Source organism: Roseibium sp. 10G30-5, assembly GCF_055809635.1.
Genome location: NZ_CM147918.1, coordinates 3,053,166 through 3,074,830 on the forward strand (window position 1 = coordinate 3,053,166; position 21,665 = coordinate 3,074,830).

18 protein-coding genes and 2 pseudogenes are annotated in these 21,665 nt (G+C 56.6%); 11 read left to right on the forward strand and 9 right to left on the reverse strand.

From position 1 onward, the window contains the following. Window positions 1-5: 5 nt before the first annotated feature. Entirely contained in the window at window positions 6-1,478 is a 1,473-nt protein-coding gene (locus tag AC0L7U_RS15495) for a putative bifunctional diguanylate cyclase/phosphodiesterase (RefSeq protein ID WP_473691910.1), read from the reverse strand. Between the two features lie 555 nt (window positions 1,479-2,033). Here AC0L7U_RS15495 and AC0L7U_RS15500 point away from each other — a divergent pair. After that, window positions 2,034-3,398: a DEAD/DEAH box helicase gene (locus tag AC0L7U_RS15500; RefSeq protein WP_473691911.1), complete on the forward strand. Its 1,365-nt coding sequence runs from the start codon at window positions 2,034-2,036 to the stop codon at window positions 3,396-3,398. 77 nt (window positions 3,399-3,475) lie between these two features. On the opposite strand, the gene AC0L7U_RS15505 is transcribed toward AC0L7U_RS15500, so the two are convergent. Further along, complete coding sequence (locus AC0L7U_RS15505) at window positions 3,476-4,231, reverse strand: SDR family NAD(P)-dependent oxidoreductase (protein WP_473691912.1); 756 nt, start codon at window positions 4,229-4,231, stop codon at window positions 3,476-3,478. 168 nt (window positions 4,232-4,399) lie between these two features. On the opposite strand from AC0L7U_RS15505, the gene AC0L7U_RS15510 reads away from it, so the two are divergent. After that, window positions 4,400-5,287: an AraC family transcriptional regulator gene (locus tag AC0L7U_RS15510; protein ID WP_473691913.1), complete on the forward strand. Its 888-nt coding sequence runs from the start codon at window positions 4,400-4,402 to the stop codon at window positions 5,285-5,287. Window positions 5,288-5,612: 325 nt separating this feature from the next. Further along, entirely contained in the window at window positions 5,613-6,185 is a 573-nt protein-coding gene (locus AC0L7U_RS15515) for a heavy metal-binding domain-containing protein (RefSeq protein WP_473691914.1), read from the forward strand. A 109-nt stretch (window positions 6,186-6,294) separates the two neighbouring features. On the opposite strand, the gene AC0L7U_RS15520 is transcribed toward AC0L7U_RS15515, so the two are convergent. Together AC0L7U_RS15520 and AC0L7U_RS15525 are read right to left on the reverse strand one after the other, a co-directional pair. Beyond that, a complete protein-coding gene (locus AC0L7U_RS15520; protein ID WP_473691915.1) occupies window positions 6,295-7,971 on the reverse strand; it encodes an electron transfer flavoprotein-ubiquinone oxidoreductase in 1,677 nt (558 codons plus the stop codon). Between the two features lie 171 nt (window positions 7,972-8,142). Then, entirely contained in the window at window positions 8,143-8,484 is a 342-nt protein-coding gene (locus tag AC0L7U_RS15525) for a hypothetical protein (protein ID WP_473691916.1), read from the reverse strand. A gap of 106 nt (window positions 8,485-8,590) precedes the next feature. On the opposite strand from AC0L7U_RS15525, the gene AC0L7U_RS15530 reads away from it, so the two are divergent. The 7 genes and pseudogenes from AC0L7U_RS15530 (at window position 8,591) to glyS (ending at window position 14,605) form a co-directional block, all read left to right on the forward strand. After that, entirely contained in the window at window positions 8,591-8,845 is a 255-nt protein-coding gene (locus AC0L7U_RS15530) for a hypothetical protein (RefSeq protein WP_473691917.1), read from the forward strand. Then, entirely contained in the window at window positions 8,829-9,287 is a 459-nt protein-coding gene (locus AC0L7U_RS15535; RefSeq protein WP_473691918.1) for a uracil-DNA glycosylase, read from the forward strand. The genes AC0L7U_RS15530 and AC0L7U_RS15535 overlap by 17 nt, the downstream gene beginning before the upstream one ends. Window positions 9,288-9,421: 134 nt before the next feature. Continuing rightward, complete coding sequence (locus AC0L7U_RS15540) at window positions 9,422-10,018, forward strand: PilZ domain-containing protein (RefSeq protein ID WP_473691919.1); 597 nt, start codon at window positions 9,422-9,424, stop codon at window positions 10,016-10,018. Between the two features lie 122 nt (window positions 10,019-10,140). Further along, window positions 10,141-11,003 (forward strand): annotated as a pseudogene (locus tag AC0L7U_RS15545) (S49 family peptidase). A gap of 50 nt (window positions 11,004-11,053) precedes the next feature. Next, entirely contained in the window at window positions 11,054-11,242 is a 189-nt protein-coding gene (locus AC0L7U_RS15550) for a hypothetical protein (RefSeq protein WP_473691920.1), read from the forward strand. A 240-nt stretch (window positions 11,243-11,482) separates the two neighbouring features. Then, entirely contained in the window at window positions 11,483-12,412 is a 930-nt protein-coding gene (locus AC0L7U_RS15555; RefSeq protein ID WP_473695864.1) for a glycine--tRNA ligase subunit alpha, read from the forward strand. A 99-nt stretch (window positions 12,413-12,511) separates the two neighbouring features. Continuing rightward, complete coding sequence (glyS, locus tag AC0L7U_RS15560; protein WP_473691921.1) at window positions 12,512-14,605, forward strand: glycine--tRNA ligase subunit beta; 2,094 nt, start codon at window positions 12,512-12,514, stop codon at window positions 14,603-14,605. 103 nt (window positions 14,606-14,708) lie between these two features. Here glyS and AC0L7U_RS15565 read toward each other — a convergent pair whose 3' ends face one another. Further along, window positions 14,709-15,866, reverse strand: a complete 1,158-nt coding sequence (locus AC0L7U_RS15565) for an esterase-like activity of phytase family protein (RefSeq protein WP_473691922.1) — start codon at window positions 15,864-15,866, stop codon at window positions 14,709-14,711. Between the two features lie 331 nt (window positions 15,867-16,197). On the opposite strand from AC0L7U_RS15565, the gene AC0L7U_RS15570 reads away from it, so the two are divergent. Further along, a complete protein-coding gene (locus AC0L7U_RS15570; protein ID WP_473691923.1) occupies window positions 16,198-16,791 on the forward strand; it encodes a HupE/UreJ family protein in 594 nt (197 codons plus the stop codon). Between the two features lie 43 nt (window positions 16,792-16,834). On the opposite strand, the gene nadC is transcribed toward AC0L7U_RS15570, so the two are convergent. From nadC to AC0L7U_RS15590, 4 genes and pseudogenes are all read right to left on the reverse strand, one after another. Further along, window positions 16,835-17,695, reverse strand: a complete 861-nt coding sequence (gene nadC, locus AC0L7U_RS15575; protein ID WP_473691924.1) for a carboxylating nicotinate-nucleotide diphosphorylase — start codon at window positions 17,693-17,695, stop codon at window positions 16,835-16,837. Window positions 17,696-17,700: 5 nt separating this feature from the next. Then, window positions 17,701-19,306 (reverse strand): annotated as a pseudogene (locus AC0L7U_RS15580) (L-aspartate oxidase). 91 nt (window positions 19,307-19,397) lie between these two features. After that, window positions 19,398-20,480: a quinolinate synthase NadA gene (nadA, locus tag AC0L7U_RS15585; protein WP_473691925.1), complete on the reverse strand. Its 1,083-nt coding sequence runs from the start codon at window positions 20,478-20,480 to the stop codon at window positions 19,398-19,400. 370 nt (window positions 20,481-20,850) lie between these two features. After that, complete coding sequence (locus AC0L7U_RS15590; RefSeq protein ID WP_473691926.1) at window positions 20,851-21,384, reverse strand: cell wall hydrolase; 534 nt, start codon at window positions 21,382-21,384, stop codon at window positions 20,851-20,853. Window positions 21,385-21,665: the final 281 nt, after the last annotated feature.

Genomic DNA, 21,665 nt, shown 5'->3' on the forward strand with positions numbered 1-21,665 from the left:
GACCTTTACATCGGACCAACGAGGGGGATTGTCAGGTCGGTCTCTCGTGCGTGCAATGGGCAGGTCTCGATCAGAGTGTCGAGCTGTTCCGCCGGAAGTGCTTCGCCGAAATGAAACCCCTGTCCGAAGTCGCAACCAAGCTCCTTCAACAAGGAGAGTTGCCCCTTTGTTTCAATGCCTTCTGCCGTCACCTGCATCCCGAACCCTTGGCCTAGCGATAGAATTGTCTTGACGAGGCTCAACTGTTTTGGGTCGGTTGCGCATGTAGAGATGAAGCTCTTGTCGATCTTCATCAGATCGATGTTCAGGGTTGCCAGCTGTGACAGGTTGGAGTTGCCTGTGCCGAAGTTGTCGAGTGCAATACGAACACCAAACCGGCTGAGGTCGGTCAGTACGCGCCGCGTTTGCGAGAAATCAGCCGTTACCGTGCTTTCCGTGATTTCGATCTCGAAACGTCCCGGCGCCAACCCGGTTTCACGCAATGTGCGGATGACCCGCATACTGAACATCGGATCGCCCAACAGGATTGGTGAGACGTTGAACGTCAGTTTCAGGGGCGGCGGCCAGGTTGCCGCCTCCTTGCATGCCTTGTTGAGGATGGTCATTGAGAGTTCGAAAATGAGACCCAGATTTTCGGCTGTCTCGACGAAATGTGCTGTGTCTGCATAGCTGCCATTGTCGCGTTTCCATCGCGCCAAAGTTTCAAATCCGCACAGGCTGTCGGTGGTCAAATCGTAAATCGGCTGGAAATGTGGAACAATGGAATTGCTTTCCATCGCGGATTTGAACTGTTGCTCGAAGGCGGCGCGGTTGGAAATCAACGAATCCATTTCCGGGTCATAGGGCATGACCTTGAGCGACATCTGATCGTTTCGCTTGGCGCTGTAAAGGGCGGTGTCAGCATGCTGACGGGCTTTGTCAATTGTCATATTGTTGGGCGACAGAGCCAGCGCAAAGCCGACACTTATGCCCACAGTCGCGTGGATGCCCTCCAAGTCCATCGGCTCGGCAACGCTGGCAATGATCGAGGTGGCAAATTCAATGGCTTCCGTTTCGCGCATGGCCTTGGTTACCCCAAGAAATTCGTCACCGCCCAATCGACAGACCATGTTTTCCTTGAAAAATTCGCGCAGTCGAGCCGACGTCTCGACCAACAGTTCATCGCCGCTTTCATGCCCCAGCAGATCATTGATCTTCTTGAAGCCATCCAGATCCATGGCGAAAACCGTAACGCCGCTGTCGCCATAGATTTGCTGCGCCAGCTCTGGCAACTTGGTCGCCAGAAAGCGACGATTGGGCAAGTTGGTCAGGAAATCATGTGTCGCATTCCAGCGCGCGTCTGCTTCCGCATTGGTGCGTGCAACAACCTCGCGTTTGAACTGTGCAATACGGCGTGCGGCGAGAAAGAAGCCTGACAGACCAAGAATGACGATGCCCAAAAGCAGTTCGTCCGCCTCCCAGCCTTCATGAGTCGCCAAAAAATTATGAACCAATTCGTGAACATCAAAATATGTGGCAAGAATCCAGAGGAAGAATGCCATTAAAACTGTTATCAGAAAGTCTCTCTGCATGTCCGTAGTTTTCGAAATAGTGAAAATTGACAGGAGTATTATTTTCTTTTACATATATTGTCATCAAAACTGTCAGTAATTAGGGCTAAAAAATATAAAAATGTCTTAGCGGAATCTGGATAATTTTATCTATCGTGGTTCTCCTTACAAATGTCTATTTGGCTTGACATAGTGTCGCTTTCACGCGATATGCAGAACCTTAGACGCCGCTTTGCCTTATTGAGGTGAATTGCTGCGGCTTGCGATGGGTGTGTCTGGTGCCGATCGATTTACTCGAAACGCTGTGGTTCTCGGAACGATGACCAGATTGGCGTGCAGTTGACCTATAGTCAATCTGGACGCTGTCTCGTTCCCTTGAAAAGAACCCGCCCCGTGCTCAAGGGGTCTGAGCGAACGCTGTGTTCGCCAGTCGACGGAAGCTGTCCGAAAACTGCACCAGATCCCCGTCTCAAAGGACAAAACTTGAAAGATTTTCAATCGCTGGGACTTGGGTCCCATCTCATTGCAGCACTTGCTGCAAAAGGCTTTGGCGAGCCAACTCCGATCCAGGAACAGTCTATTCCTTACGTTCTGGACGGCAATGACCTGATCGGTCTGGCCCAGACGGGTACCGGCAAAACTGCCGCTTTCGGACTGCCTATCGTTGAATTGATGACCCGTGAACGGCAGCCTCGCCTGGATCGTGGAACGCGCGCGCTGATTCTTGCACCAACCCGCGAGCTGGTGAACCAGATTCAGCAAAACCTGATCTCCTTCGTCAAGGGCACCCGCCTGCGCGTTGCATCTGTTGTTGGTGGCGTTTCCATCAATGGCCAGATCAAGCGCCTGTCGGAAGGCACTGACATTCTCGTTGCAACGCCAGGTCGTCTCCTTGATCTGATCGACCGCAACGCCCTGCGCCTTGATGGCGTCAACTTCCTTGTGCTCGATGAAGCTGACCAGATGCTGGACATGGGCTTCATTCATGCGCTGCGCAAGATCCGTCAGCTGGTTCCGAAAAAGCGTCAGACGATGCTGTTCTCGGCCACCATGCCGAAGCAGATCGAAGAGCTGTCACAGTCTTATCTCAAGGACCCGGTCCGTGTAGAAGTGTCGCCGGTTGGCAAGACCGCGGACAAGATCACCCAGAGCGTTCATTTCATGAGCCAGAACGACAAGCAGGATTTCCTGTTGTCGGCGCTGCGTGAACGTCCCGAAGATCTGTCGTTGGTGTTCTGCCGTACCAAGCATGGTGCGGAACGCTTGAAGAAGAAGCTGGAAACCAGCGGATTGTCTGCCGGATCCATTCACGGCAACAAGAGCCAGAATCAGCGGGATCGCGCTATCCGTGATTTCAAGGAAGGCGAAATCCGCATTCTGGTCGCAACTGACGTAGCCGCGCGTGGGATCGATATTCCCGGTGTCAGCCATGTCTATAATTATGAACTGCCGGAAGTTGCAGAAGCTTACGTTCACCGTATTGGCCGCACCGCGCGTGCGGGCCGTGAAGGCGAAGCTGTTGCCTTGTGCGCGCCGGAAGAAATTGGCCTGTTCCGTCAGATCGAAAAGCTGATCGGTATCGACATTGATGTTGCCAGTGGTGACATTCCGCCAATGCACATGGCTCAGTCCATGCGCAAGGGCAAAAGCGGTGGCGGTAGCAAGTCTGGCCGTGGCGGCGGCGGTGGTGGCAATGGCGCCAATCGGCGTCGGGCCCACGCTGGTGGCGGCAAGGGTCAGTCGTCCGGTGGTGGTGGCGAAGGCCAGCGTTCCAACCGGTCGCGCGGCAATGCCAACGCCAATGCAAAGGGCCGTCGCTCACAAAAGAGCCCGCGCCCTGCTGCTTGATGGTAACAAGGCATATGCATGTCTGAAAATTGAAAACCGGGAGCCTGATTGGCTCCCGGTTTTTTATTTGGTCACGGTCAGATTGTTTGCCCGCCCGACACCTCTATGCGCTGGCCGGTGACCCAGCGGTTGTCATCGCTGAGAAGGTTGGACACCATTGGCCCGATGTCGTCCGGCAGACCGACGCGACCCAGCGCCGTCATGGCGGCAAATTCCGTGTTGAGGTCGGGCATGTCGCGTACAGCGCCACCGAGGAAGTCCGTTTCGATAGCTCCGGGGGCAATCGTGTTGACGGTAATCCCTCGTGCACCCAACTCGCGAGCCATGTAAACACTCAGAATTTCTACAGCACCTTTGGCGGCAGAATAGGCTGAAAACCCCGGGTAGGATACACGCGTCAGACCCGACGAGAAGTTGATGATGCGGCCTCTGTCCGACAAAAGCGGCAGAAGAGTCTGGGTGAGAAAGAAGACGCCTTTGACATGTACGTCGAACAAGGCATCAAACTGCGCTTCAGTCGTGTCTGTAAAGGCGGCCAATTCGCCGTGACCTGCGTTGTTGATCAGGTGGTCGAATGTTGTCTGCTCAAATGTCTCGGACAATGTCATGCGCAAAGTGTCTGCGAAGGCGGGCAGGGACGCCATGTCGCTGACGTCTAGTTTCAGCGCTATGGCCTTTTGTCCCCGCGCTTCAATGTCGCGCACAACGGCTTTGGCGTCCGCTTCATTGCTGCGATAAGTCAAAATGACGTCACTTCCATTTTTTGCAATATTCAAGGCAGTGTTGCGGCCAAGTCCACGGCTTCCACCGGTTACGAGTGCGATTTTTGTCATGCTGTCAGGCTCCATTATGTGAGGGAAATTATGCCTTTATCGATAATGGAAGTGGCTTATGGCGTCTTTGCCGGAAAGACGGAACTTCTTGCCTATTTCTCCAAATGGAAAGTGTTAGGAAAACAGCCGTTGGTGTAGAGTATGAGGCAATTGCCATTGGGGAACACGATGTCTGACGAGTTATATGATCTTGTTTCTGCTCATCTGAAACGGCACGCAGACGGAAGCGGAATTGCCAGAACTCCGGTTCAGGGCTTATCCGCTGTCATCTCGAAGTGTCCGAGCGAGCTGGACTATGCGATCTTGCGTCCGTTGGTGGCTTTGGTTCTTCAGGGACAGAAACGGGTTGCAATCGGTCAAAACATCCTGACCTTGTCAGCGGGGGAAATGCTTCTGGTTGCGGCGGATGTGCCAAGCGTCAGCCAGATTGTGCATGCCAGCGCGGAGCATCCTTATGTATCGCTCGTCCTGGAACTCGATGTTTCAATCATTGCAGACCTGGTGGCAGAAATGCCCGTCGCTGACGAGGTCGAGCCGGGTGCCTTGCGGGTTTCACAAACATCGCGAGACGTAAGGGGTGCCGTTTTCCGATTGATGCAGTTGCTCGACCGCCCGGCGGCCTTGCCCATTCTGAAGGAGCAAGTTCTGCGTGAGGTGCATTATTGGCTGTTGTGCGGCGAGCATGGCTCGGCGATACGTCGCCTGGGGTGGCCGGAGGGGCAGGTCGTGCGAGTGACCCGTGCAATTGCGCTTTTGCGGCGCAGCTACACACAGCCGTTGCGTGTCGAGGCATTGGCGGAAGAGGCGCGCATGAGCGTCTCGTCATTTCACCAGCATTTCCGAAAGGTGACGTCCTTGTCTCCTTTGCAGTTTCAAAAACAATTGCGGCTGATTGAGGCGAGGCGGCTTCTGATGGCTGACGGCGTGACGGCTAGCGCAGCCGCTTTTGGCGTTGGCTACGAGAGTGTGCCTCAATTCACGCGGGAGTATCGACGCATGTTCGGCTTGTCTCCGGCGCGTGATAGGGCAATGCAGCGAAGCCGGAGTGCGGCCTGACGCGGACGTGAGATGGTTCAGGCCGATGTCTCCTCCTTTGTCGTCGTAAATTCTTGAAAATCGTATGGGGTTCTGAGGATCTGCGCCAACAGGTAGAAAATCTGCTCCGACCACTTGAGCCGTATGCATCGCGCCGGCGCCGAGGGGCAGGCTTTGCCATTTTGTCGCAAAAGTTCTTTCTTCTCTCGCACTTACAAAATGGTTATATGGTTTCGTGAATAAGTGTTATTCATAAAACGATCTTGCTGAACTTAGGGGCAGGAGAGTAATTTCCAGAAAAATAAAAGTTAGATTCTCTGTGCGTCCAAATAGATGTGAAAATGGAATGCTGGACGACTATTTCGATAATGATAGATCTCTACGAGAAGGGAGCCTGTTGAATTGTCACAGGTGCGGCATCGCCTATTCTTCAATGCAGATGAGGGGGCGGGTTTGCTTATCGTGTGTCGAGGAAGCGCAGGTCAGTGAAGAGCAGTATCAGGAAAGTTTGTTGCGGGAGAAGATTCTCAAGCGCAATTTTAACAATCCTGATGAAATCCCGATCGAATTGATCGACGAATACGCGACGCAGGTGGTGTGCTCTACCTCGCACACCATGCCTGATTACGCGCCTTACAGGATTATCGATATCATCAGTGCTGATGTTGCGATCACCTTGAATCTCTTCCGCGATATGCTCAACAATCGGACTGGCAACTTGGGTGGGCGCAATCTGGCCGTGCAAAAGGCTGTCAAGGAAGGACGAGAATCCTGTCTGCTGGAGATCAAAAGGCAAGCGTTCATCTGTGGGGCGGACACGGTGTTGTCGCTGGACTTCAAGCTGGGTGAGGTCTCGGCGTTCAGCAGTGGGGGCGTGCTGTTGATTGGTGCAACAGGAACGGCTGTCGCGCCGCGCTAGGCCTTGTTGCGGGTTTTTGAACGTGTCGTGCAGACGCGCAAAACCCCGCGCTTTTGTGGGGCGCGGGGTCTCTGAATTGAGTATTTTCTGCTCTCAGATACGACAAACGTCACATGTTTGGATAGTTCGGGCCGCCGGCCCCTTCGGGGACGGTCCAGGTGATGTTTCCGTTCGGGTCCTTGATATCGCAGGTCTTGCAGTGAACGCAGTTCTGCGCATTGATCTGGAAGCGTGGACCATCTGCCTCTTCGACCCATTCATATACGCCGGCCGGACAGTAACGGCTGGAGGGCCCCGCATAGACATCGTGTTCCGACCGTTTTTGCAGCTCCATATCCTTCACTTTGAGATGGATCGGCTGATCTTCCTCATGATTGGTGTTGGACAGAAAAACGGATGACAGCTTGTCAAAGGAGACTTCACCATCCGGCTTGGGGTAATTGATCTTCTTACAGTTCTTGGCTGGTTTCAGACTGGCCGCGTCGCTCTTGCCATGCGACATCGTGCCGAAGAACGAGAAACCAAAGAGTTCGTTCGTCCACATGTCGAGCCCGCCGAGCGCGATGCCCAGAACGGTGCCGAATTTTGACCACAGTGGTTTGACGTTGCGGACCTTCTTCAGATCCTTGCCAATTGCACTTGCGGCCCAGGCCGTATCGAAGCCGGTCAGTTCGGCGTTGATTTCCCCACGGGCCAACGAAGCCATGACTTCTTCTGCCGCAAGAATGCCGGAGAGCATGGCGTTGTGAGAGCCCTTGATGCGCGGCACATTGACGAAGCCAGCCGAGCATCCCATCAGCAGACCGCCGGGGAACGACAGCTTGGGAACAGACTGGAAGCCGCCTTCCGTAATCGCGCGCGCGCCATAGGAAATCCGCTTGCCGCCTTCGAAGGTAGAGCGGACTGACGGATGCGTTTTGAAGCGCTGAAATTCGTCGAATGGAGACAGCCAGGGGTTGTCATAGTTCAGGTGCACGACAAAGCCGACAGCCACCTGATTGTCCTCCAGATGATAGAGGAAGGAACCACCGCCGGTCTTGCCGCCGAGCGGCCACCCGAAGGAATGTTGAACCAGTCCCGGTTTGTGCTTTGCCGGGTCAATGGACCAGAGCTCTTTCAGGCCAATGCCGAATTTAGGGGTATCGCTGTCCTTGTCCAGCTCAAAGCGGTCGATTAGCTCTTTGGCGAGAGATCCGCGTGCGCCTTCCCCGATCAGGATATATTTGCCGCGCAATTCCATGCCACGGGTGAAGCTTGCGTTGGGGGTGCCATCGCGGCCTACCCCCATGTCGCCGGTCGCCACGCCAACCACCTTGCCGTCTGCGTCATAGAGCACTTCCGCTGCCGCAAAGCCGGGATAGATCTCAACACCAAGCGCTTCGGCTTTTTCGGCCATCCAGCGGCAGACATTCGCCAACGAAACGATGTAGTTGCCGTGGTTGCTCATCAGGCGCGGCATCAGAAAATTCGGCAAGCGGATGGAGGCTGCTGGCCCGAGAACCAGAAAATGGTCCTGTGTGACCGGAGTTTTCAGCGGAGCACTGTCATCCTCGCGCCATTCCGGCAGAAGTTGATCAAGTGCGATCGGATCAATGACGGCGCCGGACAGAATATGAGCGCCCACTTCGGAGCCTTTTTCCAGTACGACAATCGACAGCTCTTCGCCCTTGTCGTTGGCGATTTGCTTCAGACGGATGGCGGCGGCCAGTCCGGCAGGGCCCGCGCCGACGATGACAACGTCAACGTCCATACTTTCGCGTTCGCCGAGCAGTTCCTCGTCAGCCATAACAGTCTCCCTCTCTGGTGCAGGCCAATACCCGCGCCCATAATTTTGCGTCCCTTTACGACTTTCATAAACGACTTTCCCAGTTTTTGAAGACGTTAGAGCTGGTTTTCTGCCCACAACCCTGTGGTTTTGATGGTCAGACCCGGGCATCGCTTCGTCTGCGCAGTTCCTTCACAGGCGGAAGACCGCGCGTCTTATGTGATGGTGTTTTGAGGATAGAAGCGAATGGGCGCGCAAAAAGACCTGCACACCCTTGGCATAGTGACAGAGCGCCTTTGTCTTTTCGAGGCAGTTTGGATAAGGTCCGCACTTGGAGACAGGACCGTGCAGATAGCCAACCCCACACACGCCGAACTTGAAGCATTGCTTGAGTTCTATATTGAATCCGGCGTAGGCAGCTTTCTCGAAGAGCAGCCCGTGGATCGCTTTGCGCAGACGGTTGAGCAGCAGGCCCGTCAGGCGGCACGCCAGGGAGGCTGTCAGGGCAGGGCAGGGACAATCACTGCCGCCCATGCCGTTATCCGGGACGCCCCCTCCCTCTCAGGGGCCTCAACATCAGGCCCGGCCTTCGTATCCGTCAGCACCTTTGCCCCACACGCCGCCAGCTCCAGCCCGGGCGGTGCCCGCGCCGCGCGAAAATCTGGGGGCTGCTCCCGTTTCTTCTGCCGCCGGTGGCACCGTTGTCCTGCCAGATGAGCAGGTTGTTGCGGCGGCGCGCGAGACGGCTCAACAGGCCGGCTCACTTGCTGAATTGGAACGGGCACTTCAGGCTTTTGAGGGCTGTAATCTACGTCTGACCGCGAAAAAACTGGTGTTTGCCGATGGTAATCCGCAAGCCCCGGTGATGTTTATCGGTGATGCAGCCAGGGCGTGACGAGGATCTTCAGGGGCGACCTTTTGTGGGGCCAACGGGCCAGTTACTGGATCGCATGTTGGCGTCCATCGGTCTGGACCGCACCGGTGTCTATATCGCGAATGTCGTGCCGTGGCGGCCGCCGGGCAACCGCACCCCCACGCCACAGGAAGCCGAAATCTGCAAGCCTTTCATTCAACGGCAGATTGAATTGGCGAACCCGCAGGTGATCGTTTTTCTGGGTGCGGCCTCGGCCAAGACCTTTCTGGACGTCAAGGAAGGGATCCGACGTTTGAGCGGGCGGTGGATGACATATGACGTCGCTCGCCGTGAAATTCCTTGCGTGACGACCTATCATCCAAATTATCTTTTGCTCAATCCGGCCGAAAAACGCCAGTCTTGGCGAGACCTTCTGACCTTGAAATTGAAATTGCAGGAACTTTCCGAAGGCTCCGCGATTTAACCCATGACATTTCTTGCAGAAAAAATGTTTCTGCAAGTTTCCGTAATGGTTGGAAATGAAAAATTTACGCAGGGGAATTATACCAATTCCAGAAGCGTAAATTTATTTCTTTATTTCAAGGATACGCCCCTGTGATGCCCGGCCTGACTGTTTCGCCGCACGCAGAGATCCCCGTTTTGGTGGTCGATCTGACGCATCTGACCTGTCTGGAAGGACGGGCCAGCCAATTCACCTCTGACGGTTGTCAGCTTCATTCTAACGGTCTTGATCGCATCACGGGCCATATCGGCTTGCGCGTCACCGGTTTCGACAAGCTCTTGCGGGGGCGGATCACATCCTGTGCTGATGGTGAGGCGCAGGTCATTTTCGAAGACGCGGAGGCCGGTGAACCTGTGGCCTCGACGAAAAGGGCCGAGGCGCCGATGCCTCCCTCTCCGGCCGTCGAACAGGATGAGATCGAGGTTGTTCCCGCTTTCACTGAAAAGCGCAGGGAACCGCGCCGCAAGGTGCAGTTGCCTGTCAGGATTTTCGGCAAGTCCGAGGGATCCTGCATTTGCGCAATGATTGTCGATGCGAGCAAATCGGGATGTCGGATCAAGTCAGACAGCCTCAGTGAAATCGGCGACGAAGTCGTCTTGAAAATCTTCGGGCGCAAGCCGGTTGTCCGGGGCCGTGTGGTCTGGCGCAATGCTGATCATGCGGGCATCAGCCTTGTCTGGCAGACTGCCTGAGCGAGACGCAAATGCGGCTACCGCCATAGAAATAAGGCGCTGCGGCAAAGGTTTCTTCCCAAATCAGGTTGCGATACCTATATCGAGGTGTCCCTGTTACGTTGGAGATCCTTGCAGTCATCATGAACCTTCAAAATCTGCTTCCGAAAAAGTTTCGCAAATCTGGCCAGATCATCCCCGTTGTTCGACTGCAAGGTGCCATCGGCATGGCCACGCCTCTGCGCAGCGGCTTGTCTCTGGCCTCCGTTGCCGTTCAGTTGGAGAAGGCTTTTTCTGTCAAGAAGGCCCCGGCGGTGGCGCTGTTGGTCAACTCGCCAGGCATGGTTCTCCCGTACAATCGCGGCTGATTTATCAGCGCGTGCGCGATCTGGCGGGAAAGCATGAAAAAGACGTGTTGGTCTTCGTTGAAGATGTGGCTGCCAGCGGCGGCTATATGATCGCGTTGGCCGGTGACGAGATTTATGCCGATCCGTGCTCCATCGTTGGTTCCATCGGTGTCGTGTCTGCCGGTTTCGGCTTTCCGCAGCTTCTGGAAAAGGTCGGCATTGAGCGACGTGTTTACACGGCGGGCAAGAAGAAAGTCATTCTGGATCCGTTTCAGCCGGAAAATCCGGATGACATCGAGTATCTCAAGGGCCTGCAACACGAGATTCACGAAATCTTTGTTGATATGGTCAAGGCGCGTCGCAAAGATGTTCTGGCCGACGATGACGACATATTCTCGGGCAAGTTCTGGACCGGGCGTTCGGCCCGCGACCTTGGCCTCGTTGATGCCTTGAGCGATATGCGCAGTACGTTGAAGCAGCGCTATGGGGACGATGTTCGCACCAAGCTGATCTCTGCACCGCGCAATCTGCTGGGCCGCAAGAGCGGGGGCGGTGGTGTTTCGCTGTCCACTGTCGATGGCTTGCAAGTCAAAGGACTGGCAGACGACCTTATTTCCGCCGCAGAAGAGCGGTCTCTTTGGATGCGCTTCGGATTTTGACAGGCTGAAACACCGGCCCGGATAACCGGGCCGGATGCTGGAGAATGGCTATGAACGAGATACTTGGTTTTGCCGCCCTGGCTGTCGGTGGTTACTGGATCGTCCGCCGTATGAAGAAGAAGATTTCAGAGGTTGAGGGACGTCTCTCTCAGGCTACCCATCGGACACGGCAGACGGATGAGCCATCACCGGTGCGTCTGGTGCGCGATCCCTCGACCGGCAAATACCGTCCTGAGTAAATCTGTTGCTGCGCGCAGACGATGATGTCTTGCGTCCTCTGCCCGCACGGGCTGCGCAAAAATACCTCTCCTGAGTGAACATTTCCCTGAAACCAAAGTGACGCACTGCTGCATTTGAGCGTGGCGCTTGACCTTCTTGTTTCTGCGTGGCACCTCTCCCTTCCAAGGGGGCACTCTGCCGCCACTTTGTTTCTTTCGTAACGGATAGTCTTCATGTCGACGGACACGCTGCCGGTGCATATGCGCCCTCAAAACTCCTTTCAGGGCCTGATCCTGACCTTGCAGAGGTTCTGGGCCGACCAGGGCTGCGTTGTCTTGCAGCCTTACGATATGGAAGTGGGGGCAGGCACGCTGCATCCGGCGACAACGCTGCGCTCGCTCGGTCCGCGCCCCTGGAAGGCTGCCTATGTCCAGCCCTCGCGTCGCCCGACAGATGGTCGCTATGGCGAAAACCCCAACCGCTTGCAGCATTACTATCAGTTTCAGGTGCTGCTGAAGCCGTCGCCGGAAAACTTGCAAGAGCTGTATCTCGGCTCATTGAAGGCCATTGGCCTCGACCCGCTTCTGCATGATGTACGCTTTGTGGAAGACGACTGGGAAAACCCGACCACCGGCTCCTGGGGGCTTGGCTGGGAATGCTGGTGTGATGGCATGGAAGTGTCACAGTTTACCTATTTCCAGCAGGTTGCGGGCTTTGAGTGTTCACCCGTGTCGGGTGAACTGACCTATGGGCTGGAACGTCTGGCGATGTATATTCAGGGCGTCGATAACGTCTACGATCTGAATTACAACGGGCGTGAAGGCGATGAGAAGATCTCCTACGGCGATGTGTTCCTGCAAGCAGAACAGGAATACTCGCGTTACAACTTCGAGCATGCCGACACCGAAATGCTGTTCCGCCATTTCAAGGATGCGGAAGCCGAATGCCGTGCCATTCTGGATGCCGGAGCCAAGGCCAAGGAAGAGGCGGGCGCGCCGGTGCATCAGGTGGCTCTGCCTGCCTATGATCATTGCATCAAGGCCAGCCATGTCTTCAACCTGCTGGATGCGCGCGGTGTGATTTCCGTAACCGAGCGCCAGAGCTATATCCTGCGGGTGCGCGAACTCGCCAAGGCCTGTGGCTCTGCCTATCTCGATACGGTTGGCGGTGGCATTGGCTACGAAGGCTGACCCTGCTTCCTCATGACGTTTGCCGGTCGCCCGATCGGGACCGGATTTTGACTTTTAAACCGGGTAATTCACCCGCTACTTCGAAGGCTGACTGATCTTATGCCCGATCTCCTTCTTGAGCTTTTCAGCGAGGAAATTCCGGCGCGCATGCAGCGCCGTGCCGCTGATGACCTGAAAAAACTGGTGACCGATGCACTGGTTGATGCGGGTCTTCCTTACGAAGGCGCCAAGGCGTTTGCCACGCCGCGCCGTCTTGCGCTGCATGTTGCGGGCGTGCCTGCGGCCTCGTCAGCCACCCGTGAAGAGCGCAAGGGGCCTCGCGTCGGCGCTCCGGAAAAGGCACTCGAAGGCTTTCTGCGTGGCGCTGGCCTGACCTCTGTCGATGAGGCTCAGATCCAGACCGACCCCAAGAAGGGCGACTTCTACGTTGCGGTGATCGAGAAGCCGGGCCGGGATGCAATTGACATCATCGCCGGGTTCATGCCGGGCATCATTCGCAATTTCCACTGGCCAAAGTCCATGCGTTGGGGGACAGGTCAGATGCGGTGGGTGCGTCCGCTGCACTCCATCATTGCAACCTTCGGCCCGGAAACGGAAGAGCCGGACATTGTGCCTTTCGAGGTTGATGGCATTCAGGCAGGCAAGACCACGCGCGGCCATCGCTTTCTGGCGGGAGAGCCGTTCGAGGTGCGCCGCTTTGACGATTACGCCCCGGCGTTGGAGAAGCACAAGGTTGTGCTCGATGCGGATCGCCGCAAGGACATGATCCTTCATGATGCAAAGGACCGCGCCTTTGCGCAGGGGCTGGAGCTGATCGAGGATGACGGGCTGCTTGAGGAAGTCGCCGGGCTGGTTGAATGGCCGGTGGTTCTGTCGGGCACCTTTGATGAGGCGTTTCTTGCAATTCCGGACGAATGCATTCGGTTGACCATCCGCGAAAACCAGAAGTGCTTCGTGATGAACGACCCGGCAACGGGTCGTCTGGCCAACCAATTCGTATTGATTTCCAACATTGAAGCCACAGACGGTGGGGCCGAGATCATTGCGGGTAACCAGAAGGTTATTCGCGCCCGCCTGTCCGATGCCCGTTTCTTCTGGGACAGCGACCTGAAGACCAAGCTTGCGAACAATCTGCCGAAGCTTGATGCCATTATCTTCCATGAAAAGCTAGGGACGCAGGGCGCGCGCGTTCAGCGTCTGGAGGCTTTGGCCGCAACACTGGCACCGCTGGTCAAGGCGGATGCTGACAAGGCTGTACGAGCCGCGCATTTGTCCAAGGCCGATCTGGTGTCGCACATGGTCTTCGAGTTTCCGGAATTGCAGGGCCTGATGGGCCGTTACTATGCCGTGGAACAGGGCGAAGATGTCGCCGTCGCACAAGCCATCGAGGACCATTACCGCCCGCAAGGCCCGTCTGACAGCATCCCGACCGATCCGGTTTCCATTGCTGTCGCACTGGCCGACAAGCTTGACCTGCTAGCTGGCTTCTGGGCCATCGACGAAAAGCCAACCGGTTCCAAGGATCCGTTTGCCCTGCGTCGTGCCGCGCTGGGTGTCATCCGTATCATTTTGGAAAACGAGCTGCGGCTGTCGCTCGGCACGCTGCTCGACACCGCTCTTGCTGCTCTCAAGAATGCTCCCTCGGAAGACGAGCGCAAGGCGCTGGTTACGGACCTTCTGTCGTTCTTCGCTGATCGTCTCAAGGTTTACCTGCGCGACAAGGGTGCCCGTCATGATCTGATGGATGCCATCTTTGCTCTTGAAGGGCAGGACGATCTATTGATGATCGTGCGCCGTGTAGATGCGCTGGGCGCATTTCTGGCAACGGATGAAGGCGCCAACCTGCTTGCCGGGTTCAAGCGCACCGTGAATATTCTTCGCGCGGAAGAAAAGAAGGATGGCACGGCCGTCACAGGTATGCCGGATCGTGCACATCTGAAGGACGCGGCGGAAGTCGCTCTGCTTGAAGCCCTTGATATGGCAGAAACGGCTGCAAGCAAGGCTGTGCAGGCAGAAGACTTCGCCGCTGCGATGGAAGCTCTGGCTTTGCTGCGTGCGCCGGTCGATACCTTCTTCGAGGACATTCTCGTCAATGCCGATGATGAAGATGTGCGCATGAACCGCCTGCGCCTGCTGGCTCGCATCCGCACCGCCATGGGCGTGGTCGCCGACTTCTCCAAGGTCGCTGGCTAACTCACGTTCAGGCGTAAAGTTTAACAGCCCCGGCAGATCCGATCTGCCGGGCCTGTTTATTATTGCCTCTTTGCGCAAGGACTGCGCGGGCCTCAATGCCGGGTCACATGCCCGGGCGCTTCAGCACCTTGAAGGCGAGGAACTGGCTGACTTCATGTTTGCTGAAGTTATTGTCGGCCTCGATGATCAGCACAGGTGCGCCATCGTCCTTGGTCTTGCCAATGGTGATGCCTTCCAGATTGTCGGGCTTCAGGCCGAGGGCGCCGATGTTGAGTACCAGTGACTTGCTGGCTGGAACGACGCGGGTCTTATTGGCGGCCAGAGCAGAGGCTTTGAGCGACGGGATCTTGGAGACGTCTGTTGCGCCGGAAATATCGACGAGGAAAACCTTGGCGTAGTTGCCAACGCCTTCGGCCCAGCCGCGCTCCAGAGCCAGATAATGCGTGTCATCCAGCGCATAGATTTCCGAAACACCATTGTCGTTGCCGCCGGTCGGTTTGGCGGCTGCCAGAGGGATCGGGTTGATCGGATAGACGTATTCCGCCTTTGGCTCGCCGGTCTTGGTGTCGTAGCGAATAATCCGGGCGAGGCTGCCATGCAGCAGGCTGGCAATGGGGCCATCCTGATAAAGAGCTGATTCAGTACCCACCAGCGTATCACCATCCGGCAGCACGGTCAGGCCTTCGAACGCCAGGTTGTCACGGATACCGGAGGAGTGATCCTGCGTTGGCGCAAAGCCTTCAGGCAGCTTGAACTCACGCACAAACGATCCGTCACGTTTGGCAACGCGGACGAACGGCGGCAGGCCAGCATCAGCACCGCCTTCACTGGTCCAAAGAATATCCTCGCCGAACATGCGGATTGATTCCGGATCAGCCTTCTTGGGACCGAACGGCTTGCCGTCCTTGGTCAGAAGCGTGGTCTGCTTTAAAACCTTGACGCTCTTGAAGCCGTCTTTGGTGATGTCGAGATCAAGATCATAGTAGCGCGACGGTGCTTTTTCCGAGCGATCATCGGAAATGGCGATGTAATGCCCGCTCGCCGGATCATAGTCGATGCCGGACAATCCGCCGACTTCCACACCGTCAAACATGGTGCCGGTCGGTACATCAACCTTGCCAAGGAACGACAGGTCGATGGCGGCAGCGCAATCGCCGAAAGGGCAGGGCGTGTCAATGCGGGTGCCGACTTCGGTGGCGTGCGCGGCGGCGGTTCCGGCCATTAACAGGCCCAGGAGGGTGGTGAGCAATCGTTTTTGCATGATCATATCTTTTCGTTTGGCTTGAAGTCCGGGAACCCGCAACCTCGGTCAATGCAACGCTAATTGTCTTTCTTGTCAGATGTATAACGACAGCATGCCAGATGAACCATTCGTGAGAAAATACTCTCTTCCGCTCAGATACCTGAGTCATCACGCAAGATGCGACATGGCGCAGTGATCCGCCGTGTGAAAAAAATCGTCGAAAATCTCCGCATGTGCCAGACATTTCGCTCTGTCCTCTTTAAGCTAGCGGTGGTCCTGAGGGACTACAAACCCTGCACGACCCATTCCGGGGTGCAGCGATCGACTCTTGAAAGAGGATCCGTTGTTTATGAAAGTTCTGAGAGTAGTCTGTGCGCTTGCCTTGCTGGCTGCAATTTCGTCTCCCGCCTATCTGCATTTGCAGCCGCCACACGGGGCGTTCCTCGCGGGCTTTGCCCATCCTATCTTTGGTCTTGATCATGTGCTGGTGATGATTGCTGTCGGCCTGTGGGGCGCGCATATCGGCGGGCGGGCCATGTGGGCCCTGCCAAGCACTTTCGTTGCGTCGATGGTCGTTGGCTTTTCGCTGGCGTTGATTGGCGTGTATCTGCCGCTGGTCGAGGTGGCTATTCTTGCGTCTGTCGTGGCACTTGGCGGGCTGGTGGCTCTGTCGGTGCGTGTGCCGGTTTGGGGCGGCACGCTCGTCGTCGGCACGTTCGGCCTGTTTCACGGCTATGCGCATGGCAGTGAAATCGGGCAGGCGGGCGAAGCTGGTTTTGCCCTTGGCTTTATTCTCGCAACTGCCCTGCTGCATTCTGTCGGCGTGTTCATTGCCTATGGGTCACAGGCAGGCGCGGGACGCTCTGCAGTGGCCTTGCGCATCGTCACGAGGGCGCTTGGAGCGGTTACCGCATTGGCTGGTCTTTATATGATTGCCGGTTGAGCGACTTCCAAAGCGGAGAGATGAGAAAAGAGATCGCGTGGTGTCACGCGATCTCGATATCGAGGCCCAGATCAAGGATCGGCGCGGAATGCGTGATCCAGCCCGACGAAATCAGATGAACACCGGCCTCTGCAACGGCTTTCACGGTGTCTTCCTCGATCCCGCCAGAGGCTTCCAGCAACACTTGACCTGCGGCAATTTCCACGGCCTTGCGCAGGTCGTCGGGGCCCATGTTGTCCAGCATTACCACGTCAGGCTTGCATGGCAGCGCTTCCTTGAGCTGCTCCAGCGTATCGACTTCAACTTCGATCTTGACCAGATGCCCGGCAAAGCCTTGTGCCGCTTCAATTGCCTGACGCACACCACCGGCAACGGCAATATGATTGTCCTTGATCAGGATGGCATCATCCAGACCGAAGCGATGGTTGGACCCGCCGCCACACCGCACGGCATATTTTTCGAAAGCCCGCAGGCCGGGCGTCGTTTTTCGGGTGCAGACAATGTCGGCCTTGGTATGGGCAATCAAATCGGCAAAACGAGCCGTTGCCGTGGCAATGCCGCACAGGTGCGAGACAAAGTTCAACGCCACGCGCTCACCCGAGAGAATGGCACGGGCAGGGCCTGAAATACGCGCAACAAGCGTGCCTTTTTCAAGTCGGTCGCCGTCCTTGGCCAGCGCTTCGAAGACAATGGCCCCGTCGGTCTGGCGGAAGGCGCTTTCGGCCAGTGCTAGGCCGGACAGAACACCCGGCTTGCGGGCTGCCAGCACAGCGGTTGCCTGCGCATCAGCGGGAATGGTGGCCTGAGATGTAATGTCGCCAGCGCGGCCCCAGTCTTCAAGCAGGGCGGCCTTGACGGCGTCATCAATCATCAGACGCGGCAGAACCGGAAGTTCCTGTGCCATGGTCGTCACACCCCTTCACTTGCATAGACGGTTTCGCAGATTTCGTCCGCCTGCTTCAGCGTCAGATAGGATCGTTTGGCCAGTTCAGGCACTTGCTCGGGGAAATCGGAGCGGGCGTGTCCGCCTCGGCTTTCTTCACGGATCAGCGCGGCAGCCGTGATCATTCGCGCAGTCAGCATCATGTTCTTGATCGAAATGCGCTGGCAGCGGGCTTCCGCATCACGGATGTCGATCAGGGCCTGACGCAGACCTTCTGCATTGCGGACCACACCGACATTGCGAGACATGGTCTGCCGCAAGATGCCGACCGCCTCACGCTCGTCAACATTGCGCTGGCTGGGCAGGCCTTCGTCAGACGGTCCGGCATTCCAGAAGGCCAGACGCGGCGTTGGCATCAGGCAATGGATGTCTTCTGCGATTCTGGCCGCAAACACCACGGCATCCAGTAGGGAGTTGGAAGCCAGCCGGTTGGCGCCGTGGACGCCGGAAGAGGAGACTTCGCCCGCAGCCCAAAGGCCATCGAGAGATGTCCGTCCATTGGCATCAATCAGCACCCCCCCATGTGGAAATGCTCTGCCGGGGCAATGGGAATGAGATCCTTGGCGGGATCAATCCCGGCTGCCTGACAGGCAGCGTAAACTGTCGGGAACTCGTCTGCAAAGGCACTGCCAATTGCTTCGCGGCAATCCAGAAACGCTCCACGGCCGGAAACAACTTCTTCGTGCACGGCGCGCGCTACAATATCTCGTGGCGCCATCTCGGCCAGTTCATGGATTCCCTCCATGAAGTGATCGCCCTGTGCGTTGACCAGACGTGCGCCTTCGCCGCGCAATGCCTCGCTGGCAAGCGGTGCCGGGTCCCGACCGACATTCAGGGCTGTCGGGTGAAACTGGACAAACTCCGCATCGGCAATTACCGCTCCGGCGCGCGCCGCCATGGCAACGCCGTGGCCATTGGCTTCACTCGGATTGGTGGTGACGGAGTAAAGGTGGCCGATGCCGCCGGAGGCCAGAACCACAGCCTTGGCCGGAAAGGCCAGCCGCTCCAGACCGCCGCGCTTGCGAGCAAGAACGCCGGTGACGTGGCGGCCTTCCTTCATCAGACTTTCGCCCATGAAGCCTTCGATGACGCGGATCGAGGGGGTGTCGCGCACCGCCGTGATGATTGCGTCCATGATGGCCCGTCCGGCCATGTCGCCACGGACCCGCACGACGCGATTTTCCGAGTGGGCAGCCTCGCGCGATAGCGACAGTTTGCCTTCGAGGTCCTTGTCGAAGGGGACGCCGTAAGACAGCAGATCACGAACACGGTCACCGGCTTCCCGGGTCATCTGCTCGACAAGGGTGGCCTCGCAGATACCAGCGCCGGCGCGCAGCGTGTCGTCGCGGTGCTTTTGAAAGGTGTCGTTCTCAGAGACCGCAGCAGCGATGCCGCCTTGTGCCCAGGCCGAAGAAGCCCCATGCCCGATGAGAGCGTTGGAGATGATGGTGACAGGACGCGGAGCAAGCTTGAGCGCACAGAACAGGCCTGCCAGTCCTCCCCCAGGATGACGACGTCATCGACGTCTTTTCCCGCAAGTGAAGGGGCGAAGGCCTCAACCGGATATGCCATTGTATATTCCCGAGATGCGCCGACTGACAGAGGGTTCGTCAGCCGGGCCAATGCCCCGCCGCAGTGGGCGGGGACCCTATACCAAGGTCAATCAGATTTTCAGATTGATCATGCGTTCGACAGCGACCCTTGCTCTCGCAGAGATGGCGGGATCGACAATCACTTCGTCTTTCAGCTCGATCAATGTGTCAAGGATCTTGTCGAGCGTGATGCGCTTCATGTGCGGACACAGGTTGCACGGACGGATATAATTCACGTTGGGTGTCTCGCTGGCCACATTGTCGGCCATGGAGCACTCGGTGATCATCATGACCTTTTCCGGCTGGCGTGTCTTGACCCAATCGATCATATGCGCGGTTGAACCAGCAAAATCGGCTTCGTCGACAACTTCCGGCGGACATTCCGGGTGCGCGATGATCTTGATGCCTGGATCAATCTTGCGGTAGTCGCGCAGCTCCTGTGCCGTGAAGCGCTGGTGCACTTCGCAAGCTCCGTCCCAAGTGAGAACTTCAACGTCTGTCTTCTTGCCGACGTTGGCTGCCAGATACTTGTCAGGAATGAGGAACACCTTGTCGACGCCAAAGCTTTCGACAACCTGAAGTGCATTGGAGGAGGTGCAGCAGATGTCGCACTCGGCCTTCACGTCGGCGGATGTATTGACATAGGTGACGATCGGAATGCCCGGGTTGCGCTCGCGCAACGCGCGCACATCGGCACCAGTGATAGATTCTGCCAGCGAACATCCGGCTTTCATGTCGGGGATCAGGACGGTCTTTTCCGGGCTGAGGATTTTCGAGGTTTCTGCCATGAAGTGGACGCCGCACTGGATGATGATGTCGGCATCCGTGCGGGTTGCCTCGATGGCCAGTTGAAGACTGTCGCCGACAATGTCGGCAACGCCATGAAAAATGTCCGGCGTCATGTAGTTATGCGCGAGAATCACGGCGTTGCGCTCTTTCTTGAGCGTGTTGATCGCATGTACGGTCGGGGCCAGCGCGGGCCACTCGATTGCGGGAATGACGTGCTGGACCCTGTCGTAGATGTCAGCTGTCGCTTCGCCAATTTCGGGTGTGTAGCGCAAGTCGGGTCGATCGATACGGCCGAAACGATCCAGAGCAACAGCCCCCGCAGGAGTGGCTCCGGCGAGATCTGCCGGGGATGTATTGATGGTCATGGAGACCTCCCTAAATCATTTATGCTCAATTTGAGCATATCCCTTGCAAAAGAAAGAGGACGCAAGCGTCCGTGAACCTTCTTTTTATGTTCGTTTTTGATATAGGCTCTTTGTTGACAATAATCTAGCGCTTTCAAAGCAAAAGGCTTATTTTATTATAAAAGACTATATATTTCAGTATGTTATGTGATTTTTTCTAAATTATGACGATCAAAAAACTTTTCGTGATGACCTTTCAAGGCCGGACGGAGGGGGTCTGGTAAGACCATATTCCGAGCATGGGCGCAGGATCCGCGACCATGCTGATTGAAAGTCAGGGCGCGCGCTTTCGCGCAGAAATGCAGATTTGCGCAGCGCCGGCGGGGCTGAATCAGTTCCAGCCGCCGCCATACGTCTTGTAGAAGACGTGATCACCGATTTTACCACGTTTTACCATCGCTTTGGCCCAGCGGGGATGCACATAGGTGGCGTGATAATGCGTGGATGCATCAACCATCTTGGAATACAGCGTGCCGTCGGTGACCTCATAAGCGATTTTCTTGGCCTCTGCCCAGGAGGAACTGTCGGAAATGCGATGCCGCTGCCCGTCGCAAGCAAAAGAGAACTGGCAGCGATTGTACAGATGGCGGTTCTGATAAACGACGCCACAGATCGTGTCCGGATAGGCGGGGTTCTTGACCCGATTCAGCACGACCTGTGCCACCGCGGCCTGTCCACCTTGCGGTTCTCCACGAGATTCGAAATAAACCGCCTCGGCCAAGGCACTTCTGCTCTTTCTTCTTGGAGACTTCCAGCGGCAACGGTTTTTGCGCCCACCAATGTGGGTTTTCCGGATCTTCCGGTGGCGGCAGCGGCTGTTCATATTTGTGAGCGCCAAAGAGTGCGTTGAAGGGATCCTTGGCATCTGTCAGCGTTTCCGGCGCATAGGCGGAGACCAGCGAGAAGCTTGCGGCAGCGGCGTTGCGCGCCATCATAACGCGTTGCAGGTTCAGCGGCTTGCCGTCAGAGCTTGTGCTGGCGCTGCGGAAATCCCGATCGCCGGTCACGGGCAGGTTGGCCTTGACGAAGGAGACTTTTGGCAGGGTCGACAGATCGTCATGGTCGATCAGACTGGCGAGACGGAAAACCGAACCAGACGCCATGGAGCCGAGCTTGATGGCCGGGGCGCGACTGATCAAACGGTCC